Annotated in this window: 14 protein-coding genes; 10 read left to right on the top strand and 4 right to left on the bottom strand. The window is 71.5% G+C overall.

The window, feature by feature from the left end; genetic code table 11:
* The first annotated feature begins 46 nt into the window (after positions 1-46).
* Positions 47-409 (top strand): DUF1304 domain-containing protein, encoded by a 363-nt coding sequence (locus ACIBH3_RS20105; RefSeq protein WP_396313351.1) that lies wholly within the window; start codon positions 47-49, stop codon positions 407-409.
* The gene (locus ACIBH3_RS20100; RefSeq protein ID WP_396313350.1) at positions 406-990 is read left to right on the top strand and encodes a TetR/AcrR family transcriptional regulator; all 585 of its coding nucleotides are present in this window, start codon (positions 406-408) and stop codon (positions 988-990) included. Before ACIBH3_RS20105 ends, ACIBH3_RS20100 begins: the two co-directional genes overlap by 4 nt.
* A gap of 86 nt (positions 991-1,076) precedes the next feature.
* Here ACIBH3_RS20100 and ACIBH3_RS20095 read toward each other — a convergent pair whose 3' ends face one another.
* A complete protein-coding gene (locus tag ACIBH3_RS20095) occupies positions 1,077-2,057 on the bottom strand; it encodes a hypothetical protein (RefSeq protein WP_396313349.1) in 981 nt (326 codons plus the stop codon).
* 262 nt (positions 2,058-2,319) lie between these two features.
* Between ACIBH3_RS20095 and metH the strand changes: the two genes are divergently transcribed.
* The 3 genes from metH (at position 2,320) to ACIBH3_RS20080 (ending at position 8,699) form a co-directional block, all read left to right on the top strand.
* Positions 2,320-5,826: a methionine synthase gene (gene metH, locus ACIBH3_RS20090; RefSeq protein WP_396313348.1), complete on the top strand. Its 3,507-nt coding sequence runs from the start codon at positions 2,320-2,322 to the stop codon at positions 5,824-5,826.
* Between the two features lie 147 nt (positions 5,827-5,973).
* The gene (locus ACIBH3_RS20085) at positions 5,974-6,678 is read left to right on the top strand and encodes an HAD family hydrolase (protein WP_396313347.1); all 705 of its coding nucleotides are present in this window, start codon (positions 5,974-5,976) and stop codon (positions 6,676-6,678) included.
* 416 nt (positions 6,679-7,094) lie between these two features.
* Positions 7,095-8,699: an ABC transporter substrate-binding protein gene (locus tag ACIBH3_RS20080; RefSeq protein WP_396313346.1), complete on the top strand. Its 1,605-nt coding sequence runs from the start codon at positions 7,095-7,097 to the stop codon at positions 8,697-8,699.
* A 121-nt stretch (positions 8,700-8,820) separates the two neighbouring features.
* Here ACIBH3_RS20080 and ACIBH3_RS20075 read toward each other — a convergent pair whose 3' ends face one another.
* Together ACIBH3_RS20075 and ACIBH3_RS20070 are read right to left on the bottom strand one after the other, a co-directional pair.
* A complete protein-coding gene (locus ACIBH3_RS20075; RefSeq protein WP_396313345.1) occupies positions 8,821-9,492 on the bottom strand; it encodes a response regulator in 672 nt (223 codons plus the stop codon).
* Positions 9,493-10,422 carry a RecB family exonuclease gene (locus ACIBH3_RS20070; RefSeq protein ID WP_396313344.1) on the bottom strand — a complete coding sequence of 310 codons (930 nt, stop codon included), beginning with the start codon at positions 10,420-10,422 and terminating at the stop codon, positions 9,493-9,495.
* Between the two features lie 264 nt (positions 10,423-10,686).
* Here ACIBH3_RS20070 and ACIBH3_RS20065 point away from each other — a divergent pair, with 264 nt between their 5' ends.
* The 3 genes from ACIBH3_RS20065 (at position 10,687) to ACIBH3_RS20055 (ending at position 13,812) form a co-directional block, all read left to right on the top strand.
* Positions 10,687-11,916: a site-2 protease family protein gene (locus tag ACIBH3_RS20065; protein ID WP_396313420.1), complete on the top strand. Its 1,230-nt coding sequence runs from the start codon at positions 10,687-10,689 to the stop codon at positions 11,914-11,916.
* Positions 11,917-11,988: 72 nt separating this feature from the next.
* A complete protein-coding gene (locus ACIBH3_RS20060) occupies positions 11,989-12,945 on the top strand; it encodes a tRNA (adenine-N1)-methyltransferase (RefSeq protein ID WP_396313343.1) in 957 nt (318 codons plus the stop codon).
* Positions 12,946-13,173: 228 nt separating this feature from the next.
* Positions 13,174-13,812 (top strand): hypothetical protein, encoded by a 639-nt coding sequence (locus ACIBH3_RS20055; protein ID WP_396313342.1) that lies wholly within the window; start codon positions 13,174-13,176, stop codon positions 13,810-13,812.
* Between the two features lie 63 nt (positions 13,813-13,875).
* On the opposite strand, the gene ACIBH3_RS20050 is transcribed toward ACIBH3_RS20055, so the two are convergent.
* Positions 13,876-14,178, bottom strand: coding sequence for a ferredoxin (locus ACIBH3_RS20050; protein ID WP_396313341.1), 303 nt, complete (start codon positions 14,176-14,178; stop codon positions 13,876-13,878).
* 282 nt (positions 14,179-14,460) lie between these two features.
* On the opposite strand from ACIBH3_RS20050, the gene arc reads away from it, so the two are divergent.
* Together arc and dop are read left to right on the top strand one after the other, a co-directional pair.
* On the top strand, positions 14,461-16,227 hold the full coding sequence (arc, locus tag ACIBH3_RS20045; RefSeq protein ID WP_396313340.1) for a proteasome ATPase: 1,767 nt from the start codon (positions 14,461-14,463) through the stop codon (positions 16,225-16,227).
* Between the two features lie 207 nt (positions 16,228-16,434).
* Positions 16,435-17,946: a depupylase/deamidase Dop gene (gene dop / locus ACIBH3_RS20040; protein ID WP_396313339.1), complete on the top strand. Its 1,512-nt coding sequence runs from the start codon at positions 16,435-16,437 to the stop codon at positions 17,944-17,946.
* Positions 17,947-18,020 lie beyond the last annotated feature (74 nt).

The raw sequence follows: 18,020 nt of genomic DNA, 5'->3' as shown, positions 1-18,020 counted from the left end.
TGGTCACCTGTCCAGGAAGTGTTGCCGAGAGAGCGGGTGAGCGGTCGTGCAGACCGTCGCGAACGTGCTGGTGGGCCTGGTGGCCGCGCTGCACGCGTACATCATGGTGCTGGAGATGTTCCTCTGGGAGCGCCGCCCGGGGCGTGAACTCTCCGGCTTCGACGCGGAGATGGCCCGCGCCAGCGCCCCGCTCGCCGCCAACCAGGGCCTCTACAACGGCTTCCTCGCGGCAGGCCTGGTCTGGGGGCTGATCGCGGCCGACCCCACCGGCTACCGTGTCCAGGTGTTCTTCCTCAGCTGCGTGGTGATCGCCGGTCTGTACGGCGCGGCCACCGCCAACCGGCGCATCCTCTTCGCCCAGGCCCTGCCCGGCGCCCTGGCCCTCACCGCGGTCCTGGTCGCCGGGTGAGTGTGGCGGACGAGGGCGGCGGCCGGCGGGCGGGCGACCCGCGCGCCGAGCGCACCCGGGCCAGGCTGCGCGACGCCCTGCTCGCCGAGTGCGCCGACCGGCCGCTTGACGAGCTCACCGTCTCGGCCGTGGTCCGCCGCGCGGCCCTCGGCCGCGCCACCTTCTACCTTCACTACGAGGACCTCCAGGCCCTCGCGGTGGATGCCTGCGCGGAGGTCGTCGACCGCGCCGTGGACGCCCTGCACGCCTGGCGCGGCATCCCGGACCCGGCGGCCCCGCCGCCCGCCCTCACCGCCTTCTTCACCGAGACCGCCGGCCACGCCCCGCTCTACCGGGGTCTGCTGCGCCCGGGCGGCAGCGGCCCCCTGGGTGAGCTGCTCCACGACCGGCTACGCGAACGAAGCCGCACCGAACGGGAGTTGGCAAAGGCGTCGCACGCGGACCTGGTGGGCTCCGCGGTGGCGGCCGCCTTCACCGGTGTCCTCGCCGACTGGCTGCACGAGCGGATCGACGCCACCCCGGACGCCGTCGCGGCCGGGGTCTGGCGGCTGCTGATCGCCCTGCACCGGGCAGTGGCCTGAGCAGAGCGGCCGACCCCGGCCGGAGCGGGGCATGCCCCGCACGAACGGCCCCGCGCGACCGGCCCCCGCACGGACGCCCGCGTCACTCAGGCGCACCAGCCGCGCCGGTACGCCGACCAGTGCTCCGGCGTGGCGGTGAAGTCCACGTACAGCGCCAGCCCGAAGGTCTGGCGGGCGGGCGCCTCGCGGCCGAGTGCCAGCCGGGCGCCCCGGACGGCGGCCCGGACCGTCTCGGCCGAGCCGCGGTGGCCCGGGGTGTCGTCCCAGTACGCGGGCAGCCCCATCAGCAGGTCGACGGCCGGTGGGGTCACCTCCAGCGCCAGGGTGGTCTGCTGGGCGACGTACCCGCCGTACAGCGACTCCAGCGGCATCGAGGTGTCGTAGGACATCACGGCGATCTGCTCGACCCGGCGGGCCGTCTCCGCGAAGTACGCCTGCGACCACCACTTGCCGTGGTCGGCGAGCGCGATGCCGGCCGAGTGCAGGCCCGGCAGTGGGTCGATCTGCGGGGCGGCCACCGACAGCGGTGCCCCGCGTGCGGCCGTCCCCGCGTGCACCTGGTCGAGCAGGCTCAGCCAGCCGGGCGAGCCCGAGCGGACCGGCTCCAGGTCGAAGTGGACCCCGGCGAAGCCGGCGTCCAGCACCTGCTGGGCGGAGGCGGCGATCCGCTCCCGGACGGCGGGTTCGTCCAGGTCGAGCCCGGTCTTCTCGGGCTCCACCACGTCGCCGAGCCAGGACTGCACCCGTACGCCGGGCATCGCGCGCCCGACGGCCGCCACGAACCAGGCGGCCCGGGGGTAGGCGGTGGCCGGCAGGCTGCCGTCGTGCTCCAGGGGGCCGGTGTGGACGTAGAGGTCGCGGATGCCCGTCCCGGCGAGCTGCGCGGCGAGCGCGGCGACGTCGCCGTCACTCTTCCGGCCGTCCACCCAGGCATGACCCAGCCAGAGGGCGTCGCGCCCGCGCGTCCTGGCCTCGGCCGAGGGCTCGCCGGCGTACTCCAGCCGCAGGGCGGCGGCCGCCACGCCGACCGGGAGCAGCAGCACGACGAGCGCGATCAGCGCCGCCACCAGGGCTTTGCGCCGGCGGGACCAGGCTCGCCGGCGTGCCCGCCCGGCTCTCGCGGCCCGGCCCAGCCGGCCCCGGAACGTCGTCGCCGCACGGCCCAGCCGTGTCCCGAATGTCCGCATGATTGTTCCCCCCGTCGCGGTCGGACGCTCAGGATACGGAATGGTCCGCCGGCCTCGGCACCAGGCCGGATACCCTGGCGAGGTGCCTTCCCGACAGCGGGGAGCGCAAAGCCGACAGCCGTCGCACCCAGGGAGAAGCCCCATGGCCATCGCAGCCACCCCGTCCACCGTCCAGCAGGACCGCGCGAACGCCTTGCGCGAAGCCCTCGCCACCCGAGTCGTGGTGGCCGACGGGGCGATGGGCACGATGCTCCAGGCGCAGGACCCGACCATGGAGGACTTCCAGGACCTCGAGGGCTGCAACGAGATCCTGAACATCACCCGCCCCGACATCGTGCGCTCCGTCCACGACGCGTACTTCGCGGTGGGCGTCGACTGCGTGGAGACCAACACCTTCGGCACCAACTTCGCGGCGCTGAGCGAGTACGACATCCCCGAGCGGATCTTCGAGCTGGCCGAGGCCGGTGCCCGGATCGCCCGCGAGGTCGCGGACGAGTACGCCACCGCGGACCGTCCGCGCTGGGTGCTCGGCTCGATCGGCCCCGGCACCAAGCTGCCGACCCTGGGCCACGCACCGTACGAGACGCTGCGCGAGGGCTTCCGGCAGAACGCCGCCGGTCTGATCGCCGGCGGTGCGGACGCGCTGCTGGTGGAGACCAGCCAGGACCTGCTCCAGACCAAGGCGGCGATCCTGGGCTCCAAGCGGGCGCTCGCCGAGGCGGGCCTGGACCTGCCGGTGTTCGTGCAGGTCACGGTGGAGACCACCGGCACCATGCTGCTGGGCTCGGAGATCGGCGCGGCGCTGACGGCGCTGGAGCCGCTGGGCGTGGACTACATCGGCCTGAACTGCGCCACCGGCCCGGCCGAGATGAGCGAGCACCTGCGCTACCTGGCGAAGAACGCCAGGATCGGCCTCTCCTGCATGCCGAACGCCGGTCTGCCCGTCCTCGGCAAGGACGGCGCGCACTACCCGCTGAGCCCACTGGAGCTGGCGGACGCGCACGACACCTTCACCCGCGAGTACGGCCTGTCGCTGGTCGGCGGCTGCTGCGGCACCACGCCGGAGCACCTGCGCGCCGTGGTGGAGCGGGTGCGCGGCCGCGAGGTCGCCCCGCGCGACCCGCAGCCGGAGCCGGCCGCCGCCTCGCTCTACCAGTCGGTGCCCTTCCGGCAGGACACCTCCTACCTGGCGATCGGCGAGCGGACCAACGCCAACGGCTCCAAGAAGTTCCGTGAGTCGATGCTGGCGGGGGACTGGCAGGCCTGTGTCGAGATCGCCCGCGAGCAGATCCGCGACGGTTCCCACCTGCTGGACCTCTGCGTCGACTACGTCGGGCGCGACGGCGTCGCCGACATGAAGGAGATCGCCGGCCGGCTGGCCACCGCCTCCACCCTGCCGATCGTGCTGGACTCCACCGAGACGCCGGTGCTGCGCGCGGGCCTGGAGATGCTCGGCGGGCGCGCGGTGCTGAACTCGGTGAACTACGAGGACGGCGACGGCCCGGACACCCGCTTCGGGACGGTCGCGGCGCTGGCCGCCGAGCACGGCGCGGCGCTGATCGCGCTGACCATCGACGAGGAGGGCCAGGCCCGTACGGCCGAGAAGAAGGTCGCGATCGCCGAGCGCCTGATCGAGCAGCTGGGCCGCGAGTACGGCATCGCCGAGCACGACATCCTGGTCGACTGCCTGGCCTTCACACTGGGCACCGGCCAGGAGGAGTCCCGCCGGGACGGCATCGAGACCATCGAGGCGATCCGCGAGCTCAAGCGCCGGCACCCGGCCGTGCAGACCACGCTGGGCCTGTCGAACATCTCCTTCGGTCTCAGCCCGGCGGCCCGCCAGGTGATCAACTCGGTCTTCCTGCACGAGTGCGTGGAGGCCGGCCTGGACTCCGCGATCGTGCACGCCTCGAAGATCCTGCCGATGGCGCGGATCCCCGACGAGCAGCGCGAGGTCGCGCTCGACCTGGTCTACGACCGCCGCAGCGAGGGCTACGACCCGCTCCAGCGGCTGCTGGAGCTGTTCGAGGGCGTCAGCGCGGCCTCCAGCGCCGAGTCCAAGGCGCAGGAGCTGGCGGCGCTGCCGCTGGAGGAGCGCCTCCAGCGCCGGATCATCGACGGTGAGCGCAAGGGCCTGGAGGCGGATCTCGACGAGGCACTGGCCGGCCGCGCGGCGCTGGACATCGTCAACACCACCCTGCTGGCGGGCATGAAGGTGGTCGGCGAGCTGTTCGGCTCGGGTCAGATGCAGCTGCCGTTCGTGCTCCAGTCGGCCGAGGTCATGAAGACCGCCGTCGCGCACCTGGAGCCGCACATGGAGAAGTCCGAGGACGAGGGCAAGGGCACCATCGTGCTCGCCACCGTCAAGGGCGACGTCCACGACATCGGCAAGAACCTGGTCGACATCATCCTCTCCAACAACGGCTACACGGTCGTCAACCTGGGCATCAAGCAGCCCGTCTCGGCGATCCTGGACGCGGCCCAGGAGCACCAGGCGGACGTCATCGGGATGTCCGGCCTGCTGGTGAAGTCGACCGTGATCATGAAGGAGAACCTCCAGGAGCTCAACCAGCGCGGGCTCTCCGCCGACTACCCGGTCATCCTGGGCGGCGCCGCGCTCACCCGCGCCTACGTCGAGCAGGACCTGCACGAGATCTACGAGGGCGAGGTCCGCTACGCCCGGGACGCCTTCGAGGGCCTGCGGCTGATGGACGCGCTGATCGCGGTCAAGCGCGGGGTGCCCGGCGCGGCACTGCCCGAGCTGAAGCAGCGCCGGCACGCCCGGGTGGAGATCGAGCAGGAGCCGGAGGAGAACCTCGGCCAGGTCCGCTCGGACGTGGCGATCGACAACCGGGTGCCCACCCCGCCGTTCTGGGGTGACCGGATCGTCAAGGGTGTCCCGTTCGCGGACTACTCCTCCTGGCTGGACGAGGACGCGCTGTTCAAGGGCCAGTGGGGCCTGAAGGCCGCCCGCTCCGGCGAGGGGCCCTCGTACGAGGAGCTGGTGGAGACGGAGGGCCGCCCGCGGCTGCGGATGTGGCTGGACCGGCTGCAGACCGAGGGCTGGCTGGAGGCCGCCGTGGTCTACGGCTACTACCCGGCCAACTCCAAGGGTGACGACCTGATCGTCTTCAACGAGGACGGCAGCGAGCGCACCCGCTTCACCTTCCCGCGCCAGCGGCGCGGGCGCCGGCTCTGCCTGGCGGACTTCTTCCGCCCGGAGGAGTCCGGGGTGAAGGACGTGGTGGGCCTCCAGGTGGTCACCATGGGCAACCGGATCTCGGAGGCGGCCAACGAGCTGTTCCAGGCCAACGCCTACCGCGACTACCTGGAGCTGCACGGCCTGTCCGTCCAGCTGGCCGAGGCGCTCGCCGAGTTCTGGCACGCCCGGGTCCGCTACGAGCTGGGCTTCTCGGACGAGGACCCGCAGGACGTCAAGGACATGTTCGCGCTGAAGTACCGCGGTGCCCGGTTCTCGCTCGGTTACGGGGCCTGCCCGGAGCTGGAGGACCGCGCCAAGATCGCCGACCTGCTGAAGCCGGAGCGGATCGGGGTGGTCCTCTCCGAGGAGTTCCAGCTGCACCCCGAGCAGTCCACCGACGCGATCGTCATCCACCACCCCGAGGCGAAGTACTTCAACGCCAGGTAACCCGTAGGCTGCGCCGCGTTCGCCCCATTTCGGGTGTGCGGGCGTATCCTGGATCATCCTGAACGGGCCGGTCCGCTCACCAGCGGGCTGGCCTGTGCCATCCCCGGGCACAGGTCCGGGGGTGCACGACCGGAAGGACGCCCTGCCATGACGACCATCTCCACCGCCGCCCGCGCCCTCGACCACGGCGACGGGCAGGGCCTGCAGGCGGTGCTGCTGGACATGGACGGGACCCTGGTCGACACCGAGGACTTCTGGTGGCAGGCGGAGGCCTCGCTCTTCGCCGAGCTGGGCTACGCCCTCGACGAGGGGGACCGGGCGCACGTGGTGGGCGGCCCGATGAGCCGGGTGATCGAGTACCTGCTGTCCAGCACCGGCGTGGACCTGTCGCCGGGCGACCTGACCACGCTGATCAACCAGCGCTTCGTGGACCTGCTCGCGGGCGGCGTGCCGCTCATGCCGGGTGCCGAGCGGCTGCTCAACACCCTTGCCGCGCACGGGATCCCGGCCGCCCTGGTGTCCGCCTCGCACCGGCACATCATCGACATCGTGCTGGGCTCCCTGGGGGCGCACCACTTCGCCTTCTCGGTCGCCGGTGACGAGGTGCCGCGCACCAAGCCGCACCCCGACCCGTACCTGGAGGCCGTGCGGCGCCTGGGTGCGGACCCGGCCCGCTGCGTGGTGGTGGAGGACGCTCCGACCGGGGTGCGCTCGGCGGAGGCGGCCGGCTGCCCGGTGATCGCGGTGCCGTCGGTCGCGGTGATCGAGCCGGCCCCCGGGCGGCTGGTGCTGTCCTCGCTGGAGCAGGTTGATCTTGAGCTGCTGAGGTCGCTCGTGGCTACGCGAGTGTGATTATCGTCTCACTATCTAGTGGTGCTACCGGCCGGTAAGGCGGTGGTGGTGGCGGGGTGCGCCCCCTCATCCGGGGAGAAATCGGGCATTGTCTGACAACTTGTCGAGTGTCCCGTTCTGACCCCCTCGCGGGCGCGCGATGCACGGCCGGTACGGGGCGCTCCGGCGCGGAACCGATGTGGCACGCTACATCCGATCGAACCCCACACCGCGGCTCCGCTTGACCGTGCCCAAGCCGGGCAGGCAGGCCGCGACCGCCCGATGACCCCCTGGCGCACCTCCATTGACGACGGGCAGACCCGTCGTCGTCACGGTCGTGCGTCGCCCGGCCCCGCACGTTGGCTCCCCATCCCGGAGCCCGCGCCGCGCGAGCCACCGGCCACCCGGCCGGCCCGCACGGAGAAGGACGCAACCCCATGACCTCCACCTCACGACTGGCAGCGCTCGGCTGCGCCGCCCTGGTCGCCTCCACGGTTGCGGGCTGCGGCTCCGTCACCGAGGCCGTCTCCGGCGGGGGCTCCGGCAAGACGATCGCCATGGGGACGACCAGCGTCACCAGCGTGCTGGACCCGGCCGGCGCCTACGACAACGGCTCGTGGCTGCTGCTGCACAACACCTTCCAGTCGCTGCTGAGCTTCCCCGCGGCCAGCGCCACGCCCAGCCCCGACGCCGCGCAGTCCTGCGAGTTCACCGGCAACGACGCCACCACGTACCACTGCACGCTGCGCACCGGCCTGAAGTTCTCCAACGGCCACTCGCTGACCGCGCAGGACGTGGTCTTCTCCGTCGAGCGGATGAAGAAGATCGCCGACGAGGGCGGCCCGGCCGCGCTGCTCGACTCGATCAAGACGGTCGAGGCCAAGGGCGACACCGAGGTGACCTTCCACCTCTCCCAGCCGGACGCGGTGCTCCCGGCCAAGCTGGCCAGCGCCGCCGGCGCCATCGTCGACCACCAGGTCTTCCCGGCCGACAAGCTGCTGGCCAACGACAAGCTGGTCGGCTCGGGCCCGTACAAGATCGACTCGATCGCGCCGCTCGGCAGCGACAACAAGAAGCCCGGCACCGTCGAGCTCTCCGCGAACGACCAGTACAACGGCACCGAGCAGGTCAAGAACAAGAAGTTCACCGTCCGCTACTTCAACACCGGCGCGGACCTCAAGGCGGCCCTGGACCGGGGCGACATCGACCTGACGGACAACAGCCTCGACCCGGGTGACGCCTCGCAGCTGCGGACCGACCAGCAGGGCGGCAAGACCGACATCCAGATCGCCGAGGGTGACAGCGCCGAGACCCGCTACATCGCCTTCAACACCAAGGACCCGCTGACCGGCAACCCGGCCGTCCGCCAGGCCGTGGCCCAGCTGCTGGACCGCAAGGTGCTCGCCCGCGACGTGTACGCCCGCACCGTGCAGCCGCTGTACTCGCTGGTCCCGACCGGCGTGCTGGGCCACAACACCGCCTTCTACGACAAGTACGGCGACCCGGACGTGGCCAAGGCCAAGCAGCTGCTGACGGCCGCCAAGGTGCCGCTGCCGGTGAAGATGAACCTCACCTGGTCGCGGACCCGGGCCGAGGGCACCGAGGGCGCCGAGATCAAGAAGGAGCTGGAGGCCAGCGGCCTGTTCCAGGTGAACGTCCAGCAGGAGGCGGACTGGGACAAGTTCAAGAAGGGCTGGCGGGACGGCGCCTACCAGGCCTACACGATCGGCTGGACGGCCGACTACCCGGACCCGGACAACTTCGTCGCCCCGCTGATCGTCGACGGCGGCGCGTACCACACCGGCTGGGACGACGCCCGGATCAGCGGGAAGCTGCTGCCGGACAGCCTGAAGCTGGCCGACCGCGCCGCGGCCGCGTCCGTCTTCGCGCAGATGCAGAACATCGCCGCCGAGGCCGTGCCGCTGATCCCGATCTTCCAGACCAAGTCGTTCTACGCCTCGCGCCCGTACATCACCGGGGTGCAGTCGACGGTGGACACCACCGGCGTCTTCCGCTTCGGCGTGATCGGGCGCAACAAGTAGGCCCGAACAGCCCGGTGGCCCGTCCGATCCCCGAGGGTGCAGGGGGATCGGACGGGCCACCGGGCTGTCCGGCCGGCCGGCCGGACCATCACCGGGCCGGACCACCGCCGGGCCGGGGGGACTACAGCGTCCCGGGGCGCACCAGCCCGCTCTCGTAGGCGTACACCGCGGCCTGTACCCGGTCGCGCAGCTGGAGCTTGGTCAGCACGTGGCCGACGTGCGTCTTGACCGTCGTCTCGCTGACGAACAGCTCGGCCGCGATCTCGGCGTTGGACAGGCCGCGCGCCACCAGCCGCAGCACCTCCAGCTCACGCTCGGTGAGCGCGGTGAGCGCCTGCGGCGGCGCCTCGTCCCCGGACGGCAGCTTAGTGGCGTACATGTCCAGCAGCCGGCGGGTGATGCTCGGGGCGAGCATCGCGGCGCCGTCCGCGACCACCCGGATCGCCTGGACCAGCTCCTCGGCCGGCACGTCCTTCAGCAGGAAGCCGCTGGCGCCGGCACGCAGCGCCTCCACCACGTACTCGTCCAGGTCGAAGGTGGTCAGCACCAGGACCTTGGCCGGGCCGTCACGTCCGGGGCCGGCGATCCTTCTGGTCGCCTCCACGCCGTCCATTCTGGGCATCCGGATGTCCATCAGCACCACGTCGGGCTGCAGCGCCCGGACCTGGTCCAGCGCCTGCTGCCCGTCGCCGGCCTCGCCGACCACCACCAGGTCGGACTCGGCCTCCAGGATCATCCGGAAGCCGGTGCGCAGCAGCGGCTGGTCATCGACCAGCAGCACTCGGATCGTCACCTAGGACTCCTCGCTCATCTGATTGTTCATCTGATCCGCCAGGGGATCGGGTTCGGGAGTTCGGGCCGGTGGTACCGCCAGCGGCAGCGGGTACGGCGGGGTCGTGCCGCCGAACTCCGGGCAGCTGCGCTGGTGGTCGCACCAGCCGCAGAGCCGGTTCCTGGTCGCCGGGAAGTCGCCGGTGGCGACCGCGTGGGAGATCCGCTCCCAGAGCGCCAGCAGCTTGCGCTCCACCGCCCGCAGGTCGGCCTCGTCCGGGTCGTAGGTGACCACGTCCCCACCACCGCCGAGGTAGACCAGCTGGAGCCGCTTGGGGATCACGCCCTTCCAGCGCCACACCACCAGCGCGTAGAACTTCATCTGGAACATCGCCTTGCCCTCGAAGTCCCGCGAGGGCGCCCGGCCGGTCTTGTAGTCCACCAGCCGGACCTCACCGCTGGGCGCGACGTCCACCCGGTCGATGTAGCCGCGCAGCAGCAGTCCGGACTCCAGCGCCGTCTCCACGTACAGCTCGCGCTCCACGGGGTGCAGCCGGGTCGGGTCCTCCAGCCGGAACCACTGGCCGATCAGCTTCTCGGCGTCCGCCAGCCAGCCCGTCAGCGCCGCACCGTCCGGATCGTCGGGGAAGAGGCCGGCTAGCTCGGGGCGTTCGCCGAGCAGCCGCTCCCACTGCGGGCGCAGCAGGCCCAGCGCCCGCTCGTGGGTGCGCTCGGCGGCCGGGCTGTCGAAGAGCCGCTCCAGGACGGCGTGCACCACCGTGCCCCGGGTGGCGGCGGGGCTCGGCGGCTCGGGCAGCTTGTCGATCACCCGCAGCCGGTAGAGCAGCGGACAGGTCAGGAAGTCCCCCGCACGCGACGGGGACAGCCCGGTCGGCGGCGCGGGTCTGCGGGCCGGCGCGTCGGCGGCGGGGCCGCTGTCGGTCTGGTGCATACCCCGACCCTATTGCCCCGAACTGTCATCCCGCTGCCAACGTACTGACACCGGTACCGCTCGCGACGGCGCGGAACGGGTATGAAGGGCTGTGAGAGGGGCGCGCGGCGCAATTCCACGGAGATCACGTAGCGTGGGCGCACCAGGCGCACCAGACGCACCGAGCGTCCCTGGGAGCACCGGAGCGAGGAGCGTCGGCACCCGGCGCGAGCGCCCCGGACGCGAGTGGGCGCAAGGAGACGACGGGCACGGCGACCTGAAGGGATCACGGTGAGCGACACCAGGGGGCAGCAGACCTCCGAGCAGCCGCCGTCCGGCGGGGCGGCCCCACCGGGCAAGCGCACGCCCGGCGGCCCCGAGCAGCGCTCCGGCATCCTGATGGGCCGCCCCTTCGGCGTGCCGGTCTACGTCACCCCGTCCTGGTTCGTCATCGCCGCCCTGATCACCTGGATCTTCGGCGGGCAGCTGGACCGGGTGCTGCCCGAGCTGGGCGGCACCCGCTACCTGGTCTCGCTCTCCTTCGCGATCGCCTTCTACGCCTCCGTGCTGGTGCACGAGCTGGCGCACACGGTGGTCGCGCTGCACTACCGGCTGGGTGTGCGCCGCATCCAGCTCCAGTTCTTCGGTGGTGTCTCGGAGATCGAGAAGGAGGCCGAGAGTCCGGGCCGGGAGTTCTGGCTGGCCTTCGTCGGCCCGCTGCTGTCGCTGGTGCTCGGCGGGGTGTTCTTCCTGGCCGTACGGCTGGTGGAGCTGGCGACCGTCCCCGGGGTGCTGCTCACCGGGCTGATGGTGAGCAACCTGGTGGTGGCCGCCTTCAACCTGCTGCCCGGCCTGCCGCTGGACGGCGGGCGGATGCTGCGTGCCGTCGTCTGGGGGATCACCGGCCGCCCGATGGCCGGCACCGTCGCCGCCGCCTGGGTCGGGCGGGCCCTGGCCATCGCGGTCCTGATCGGCCTGCCGCTCTACAGTGCCTCCCGCGGCGGCCCGGACCGCTCCACGACCGAGACCATGATCGACGCCGTGCTTGCGGCGGTGCTGGCCGCGATCATCTGGAACGGGGCCGGCGGCAGCATCCGCAACGCCCGGCTCAAGGAGGCGCTGCCGCAGCTGCGGGTGCGCGACCTGGCCCGCCGGGCCGTCGAGGTCACCGCCGACACCCCGTTGGGCGAGGCGCTGCGCCGGGCCCGCGAGGCCGAGGCGGGGGCCGTGCTGGTGGTCGACGGGCGCGGCGAGCCGATCGGCCTGGTCCGGGAGTCCGCTGTGCGCGAGGTGCCCGAGCACCGCCGCCCCTGGGTCGCCGTCGGCGCGCTCACCCGCGACCTGGAGCCGGGCCTGCGCCTGGCGTTCGACCTGACCGGGGAGGACCTGCTCAAGGCCCTGCGGGCGACCCCCGCCAGCGAGTACCTGGTGGTCGGCCCGGACGGCTCGGCGTACGGCGTGGTGGCGCTCAGCGACATCGAGCGGCGGCTCAGCGCGGCCGTGGCCGGACGCTGAACCACGACACCGCAGGGGCTGCTGTGATCATCGTGGTCAGCGGGACGTTCCACTGCCCTTAGGATTGTCCGCATGTCCGAACCGACCGGTGCCACCCGCCGACGCGGGCCCTTCCAGGTCGGGGACCAGGTCCAGCTGACCGACCCCAAGGGCCGCCACTACACGTTCACGCTCCAGGCCGGGAACCAGTTCCACACCCACAAGGGTGCGTTCCCCCACGACGAGCTGATCGGCGCCCCCGAGGGCACGGTCGTGCGCACCACGGGGAACGTCCCGTACCTCGCGCTGCGCCCCCTGCTCCCCGACTACGTCCTGTCCATGCCGCGCGGCGCCGCCGTGATCTACCCCAAGGACGCGGGGCAGATCCTGGCGATGGCCGACATCTTCGCCGGCGCCCGCGTCGTCGAGGCCGGCGTCGGCTCCGGCGCGCTCAGCAGCTACCTGCTGCGCGCGGTCGGTGACACCGGCCTGCTCGCCTCCTACGAGCGCCGCCAGGACTTCGCCGACATCGCCAAGGGCAATGTCGAGCGCTACTTCGGCGGCCCCCACCCGGCGTGGAAGCTCACCGTCGGCGACCTCCAGGACAACCTGGTGGAGACCGACGTCGACCGCGTCATCCTCGACATGCTCGCCCCCTGGGAGTGCCTGGACGTCGCGTCCAAGGCACTCGTCCCCGGCGGCCTGATCTGCTGCTACGTGGCCACCACCACGCAGATGTCGAAGACCGTCGAGGCACTGCGCGAGCACGGCACCTTCACCGAGCCGCAGGCCTGGGAGACCATGGTCCGCACCTGGCACCTGGAGGGCCTGGCCGTGCGCCCGGACCACCGGATGATCGGGCACACCGGCTTCCTGCTCACCGCCCGCCGGCTCGCGGACGGCGTCGAGCCGCCGCTGCGTCGCCGCCGCCCTGCCAAGGGCGCGTACGGCGAGGACTACGACAACGGGGCGCCCGAGCAGACCCTGCAGGAGCGGGCCGCGGCCCGCGCCGCCGCCCGCGCGAGCGCCGGGGAACCCGACCTCGGCTGACGCCACCGACCGCGAGAGCACCTCGCGAGAGCACCGCCCGAGGGGCGGTACGCCGGGCTCGCGCCCGCCGTACCGCCCCTCGTGGCCGTCCACCGGCGGCGGTGGCGCGGGGCCCGTGCCGGGCACGCCACCCGGCGTCCCGGACACCTCCGCGATGTGGGACGATGCTCGCTCACACGAGACCCACCGTGCCGATCGAGGCACCGTACCGGTGGAGGGGAATGCCTGGTGGACGCGGCAATCGGGACGGCGATGGCTGAACGGGGCGACGAGGCGAACACCGGCGGCCCGGCGCCCGCCTCGGGCCACACGCACGCCCATCCGGCGTGGCGGCACTGGGCGATCGTGGCCGCGAGCTGCGCGGCCGTCGTGGCGGGCGCGATAGCCGCCACCCCGGCGACGGGGACCACCGCGCCGCTGCACCCGGTCGCCAAGGCCCTGCCGGCCGAGCAGGCACCCGACCCGGCCAGGGCCGAACTCCCGCTGGAGTGCGGCCCCTTCCCGCTCGCGATCGCCGGGCACCTCGGCGCCGACCTCGGCGACGGCAAGCCCGGCACGGTCGTCGCCGCGCACTGCGCGGCAGAGAACGGCACCCCGCCGGACGCCGTCTTCCTGCTCGGCCAGGGCCCCGACGGCAGGCCCGTGGTGCTCGCCACGCTGCTCTCCGAGCAGGAGAACCTGAGCGTCAGCCGGCTGGCGCTGCGCAGCGGCGGCGTCATCACCGCGCACGTCCAGGGCTACTCCAGCGACGACGTGCCACGCTTCAGCCCGGACGTCTCACTCGACCTCACCTGGACCCGCCAGGGCGGCCGGTGGGCCCGCACCCAGACGAACGCCCCGGTGGCCGCACCGCCCACCGGGGTCTGACCTTCCGTCCGCTGCGCCGCCTCCGCCCCGCGCGCCCCGCCGGGCGGAGGCGGCACAGCGGCCTCAGTCCGCGTCCGGCCCGTACACCTCGACCTGGTCGGCCACCCGGCGCACGTGGATGCAGTCGCCCGGGCACTCCTTGGCGGAGTCCACCACGTCCTGAAGCAGGGTCAGCGGCACCGGCGCGGTCTCGCCCGCCTGCTGGCGCAGCTCGTCGTCCGGGCCCTTCACGTACGCCAGGCCGTCGATGTCGAGCTCGAAGACCTCCGGGGCGTACTGCACACAGATGCCGTCGCCCGTGCACAGGTCCTGGTCGATCCACACTTCCAGCGGCTCGGCCGCCGCCGTCTCGCCCGTCACGGACATGTCCCCTGCCGTTTCTGTCCCGGGTCGCCCCCTTTTGAGAGCATTCCCGCCATTCGTACAACGATCCGACCGGTACTGATGGTCGCGATCGGATATCGACTCGCTCGACGATACATCTGGTCCGCTTTGGGTGGTGCGCGGTGGGTATCTCCTTAGCAGAGGGGAAGCACGCGAGGGCGAAGATCGGACACGCCCGTTCCATCTTTCTGATCTAGGGGTTTACGGACCCCTGGTCCCAGGTAGGGTCTGGAAGCGTCCAGCTCCCCGGAGGAGGTGAGGACCGTGGCAGCCCACGATGACGACTACAACCGCAGCACCGGCAGGCCCGCTCGTGGTTCAGACGAGGCCGCACAGGTCTCGTACCTTGAGCAGGAAATCGCTGTCCTGCGCCGCAAGCTCGCCGACTCGCCGCGCAATTCGAGAATCCTCGAAGAGCGGATCGTCGAGCTCCAGACCAACCTGGCCGGCGTGACCGCCCAGAACGAACGGCTCGCCTCCACCCTGCGAGAGGCCCGCGACCAGATCGTGGCCCTCAAGGAGGAAGTGGACCGGCTGGCACAGCCCCCAGCCGGGTTCGGCACCTTCCTCAGCCAGAACGAGGACGGCACCGCCGACATCTTCACCGGCGGGCGCAAGCTCCGCGTCAACGTCAGCCCCAGTGTCGACCTCGACGAGCTGCGCCGCGGCCAGGAGGTGATGCTCAACGAGGCCCTCAACATCGTGGACGCGATGGCCTTCGAGAGCATCGGCGACATCGTCACCCTCAAGGAGATCCTGGAGGACGGCGAGCGGGCGCTCGTCATCGGCCACACCGACGAGGAGCGGGTGGTCCGGCTCGCCGAGCCGCTGCGCGAGATCACCCTGCGCGCGGGCGACGCCCTCCTGCTGGAGCCCCGCTCCGGCTACGTCTACGAGGTGGTGCCGAAGTCCGAGGTCGAGGAGCTCGTCCTCGAAGAGGTCCCGGACATCGACTACCGCCAGATCGGCGGCCTCAGCAACCAGATCGAGCAGATCCGCGACGCGGTCGAGCTGCCCTACCTGCACGCCGACCTCTTCAAGGAGTACGAGCTGCGCCCGCCCAAGGGCGTGCTGCTGTACGGCCCGCCCGGCTGCGGCAAGACGCTGATCGCCAAGGCGGTGGCGAACTCCCTGGCCAAGAAGGTCGCGGAGGTCACCGGCCGGCCCCAGGGCAAGAGCTACTTCCTCAACATCAAGGGCCCCGAGCTGCTCAACAAGTACGTCGGCGAGACCGAGCGGCAGATCCGCCTGGTCTTCCAGCGGGCCCGTGAGAAGGCCAGCGAGGGCACACCCGTCATCGTCTTCTTCGACGAGATGGAGTCGCTCTTCCGTACCCGTGGCTCCGGTGTCAGCTCGGACGTCGAGAACACCATCGTCCCGCAGCTGCTCGCCGAGATCGACGGCGTGGAGGGCCTGGAGAACGTCATCGTCATCGGCGCCTCGAACCGCGAGGACATGATCGACCCGGCGATCCTCCGGCCCGGCCGGCTGGACGTCAAGATCAAGATCGAGCGCCCGGACGCCGAGGCCGCGAAGGACATCTTCTCCAAGTACCTCAAGGGCACGCTGCCCTTCCACCCGGACGACCTCAAGGAGCACGGCAGCTCCGTCGAGGCCACCGTGGATGCGATGATCCAGTCCGTGGTGGAGCGGATGTACTCCGAGACGGAGGAGAACCGCTTCCTGGAGGTCACCTACGCCAACGGTGACAAGGAGGTCCTGTACTTCAAGGACTTCAACTCCGGCGCCATGATCCAGAACATCGTGGACCGGGCGAAGAAGATGGCCATCAAGGACTTCCTCGACCACGGCCAGCGAGGCCTGCGCGTCTCCCACCTGCTCGCCGCCTGTGTGGACGAGTTCAAGGAGAACGAGGACCTGCCCAACACCACCAACCCGGACGACTGGGCCAGAATCTCCGGCAAGAAGGGCGAGCGGATCGTCTTCATCCGCACGCTCGTCACCGGGAAGCAGGGCGCGGAGTCCGGCCGTTCCATCGACACCGTGGCGAACACGGGGCAGTACCTGTAGGAGCCGGTCCCCGTCCGAACCTCGCACCCGTCCGGCTGTGGCGCCTCGCGGCCCCGCAGCCGGACGGCGCGTCTGGGGACGGCTCTGTCGGTGGATCGTTCTAGGCTCTAACCACCGTTCGAGGCGGCTCGTCGACGACGGTGATGTGAAGCGGTACGTCAGTGTGCTCCGCCCGTGGGGGGCGGTGCACCGGGCAAGGAGGGCCGCATGACCGTACGGCGCGTGATGGGCATCGAGACCGAGTACGGGATCTCCGTACCCGGGCACCCCAACGCCAACGCCATGCTCACCTCGTCCCAGATCGTCAACGCCTACGCGGCGGCGATGCACAGGGCCAGGCGGGCTCGTTGGGACTTCGAAGAGGAGAATCCGCTGCGCGACGCCCGGGGCTTCGACCTCGCGCGGGACGTCGCGGACGCCAGCCAGCTGACCGACGAGGACATCGGCCTCGCGAACATCATCCTCACCAACGGCGCCCGGTTCTACGTGGACCACGCGCACCCCGAGTACAGCTCGCCCGAGGTGACCAACCCGCGCGACGCCGTGCTCTGGGACAAGGCCGGCGAGCGGATCATGGCGGCGGCCGCCGCCCGCGCCCTGGAACTGCCCAACGGGCAGACCATCCACCTCTACAAGAACAACACCGACAACAAGGGCGCCTCCTACGGCACCCACGAGAACTACCTGATGAAGCGGGCGACACCGTTCGCCGACATCGTCCGCCACCTCACCCCGTTCTTCGTCTCCCGGCAGGTGGTCACCGGCGCCGGGCGGGTCGGCGTGGGCCAGGACGGCTCCGCGCACGGCTTCCAGATCAGCCAGCGCGCCGACTACTTCGAGGTCGAGGTCGGCCTGGAGACGACCCTCAAGCGCCCGATCATCAACACCCGCGACGAGCCGCACGCCGACGCCGAGAAGTACCGCCGGCTGCACGTGATCATCGGGGACGCCAACCTCTCCGAGATCTCCACCTACCTCAAGCTGGGCACCACCTCGCTCGTGCTGGCGATGATCGAGGACGCCTTCATCGCCTCCGACCTCGCCGTCGACCAGCCGGTGCGCACCCTGCACCGGGTCTCCCACGACCCCTCCCTCAAGCACCTGATCACCCTGCGCAGCGGCCGCCGGCTCACCGCCGTCCAGCTCCAGCTGGAGTACTGCGAGCTGGCCCGCAAGTACGTGGAGGACCGCTACGGCACCGACGCCGACGAGCAGACCCTGGACGTCCTGACCCGCTGGGAGGACGTGCTGGGCCGGCTGGAGCGCGATCCGATGAGCCTGTCGCGCCAGCTGGACTGGATCGCCAAGAAGGAGATCCTGGAGGGCTACCGCAGCCGTGACGCGCTGGAGTGGGACAACTCCAGGCTCCAGCTGGTCGACCTCCAGTACAGCGACGTGCGGCCGGAGAAGGGCCTCTACAACCGCCTGGTGGCCCGTGGGCGCTTCGAGCGGCTGGTGAGCGAGGAGGAGGTCCAGCGGGCCGTCTCCAAGCCGCCGGAGGACACCAGGGCGTACTTCCGCGGGCGCTGCCTGGAGCAGTACGCCGAGCATGTCGCGGCCGCCTCCTGGGACTCGGTGATCTTCGATCTGCCAGGCCGGGACTCCCTCCAGCGGGTGCCCACGCTGGAGCCGCTGCGCGGTACCCGCAACCACGTCAAGGAGTTGCTGGACCGCTGCCGCACGGCCGAGGACCTGCTGCGCGTCCTCGCCGGCGGGTAACTTTTCGATCACCACGGGTGAACGCTCCCCGAATGGGAATCATCCGGGGGAGCGCCGGACGTTGGACAGGAAGC

The organism is Kitasatospora sp. NPDC050543 (genome assembly GCF_044457565.1).
Taxonomy (GTDB): Bacteria; Actinomycetota; Actinomycetes; order Streptomycetales; family Streptomycetaceae; genus Kitasatospora.
The sequence above is the reverse complement of the archived record's forward strand: the minus strand, read 5'-3'. Positions and strand labels throughout refer to the sequence as shown.

Bases quoted from the DNA above. Each gene is read 5' to 3' on its own strand.
- metH (WP_396313348.1), top strand. From the start codon at position 2,320: ATGGCCATCGCAGCCACCCCGTCCACCGTCCAGCAGGACCGCGCGAAC.
- ACIBH3_RS20085 (WP_396313347.1), top strand. From the start codon at position 5,974: ATGACGACCATCTCCACCGCCGCCCGCGCCCTCGACCACGGCGACGGG.
- ACIBH3_RS20080 (WP_396313346.1), top strand. From the start codon at position 7,095: ATGACCTCCACCTCACGACTGGCAGCGCTCGGCTGCGCCGCCCTGGTC.
- ACIBH3_RS20070 (WP_396313344.1), bottom strand. From the start codon at position 10,422: ATGCACCAGACCGACAGCGGCCCCGCCGCCGACGCGCCGGCCCGCAGA.
- ACIBH3_RS20060 (WP_396313343.1), top strand. From the start codon at position 11,989: ATGTCCGAACCGACCGGTGCCACCCGCCGACGCGGGCCCTTCCAGGTC.
- ACIBH3_RS20050 (WP_396313341.1), bottom strand. From the start codon at position 14,178: ATGTCCGTGACGGGCGAGACGGCGGCGGCCGAGCCGCTGGAAGTGTGG.
- dop (WP_396313339.1), top strand. From the start codon at position 16,435: ATGACCGTACGGCGCGTGATGGGCATCGAGACCGAGTACGGGATCTCC.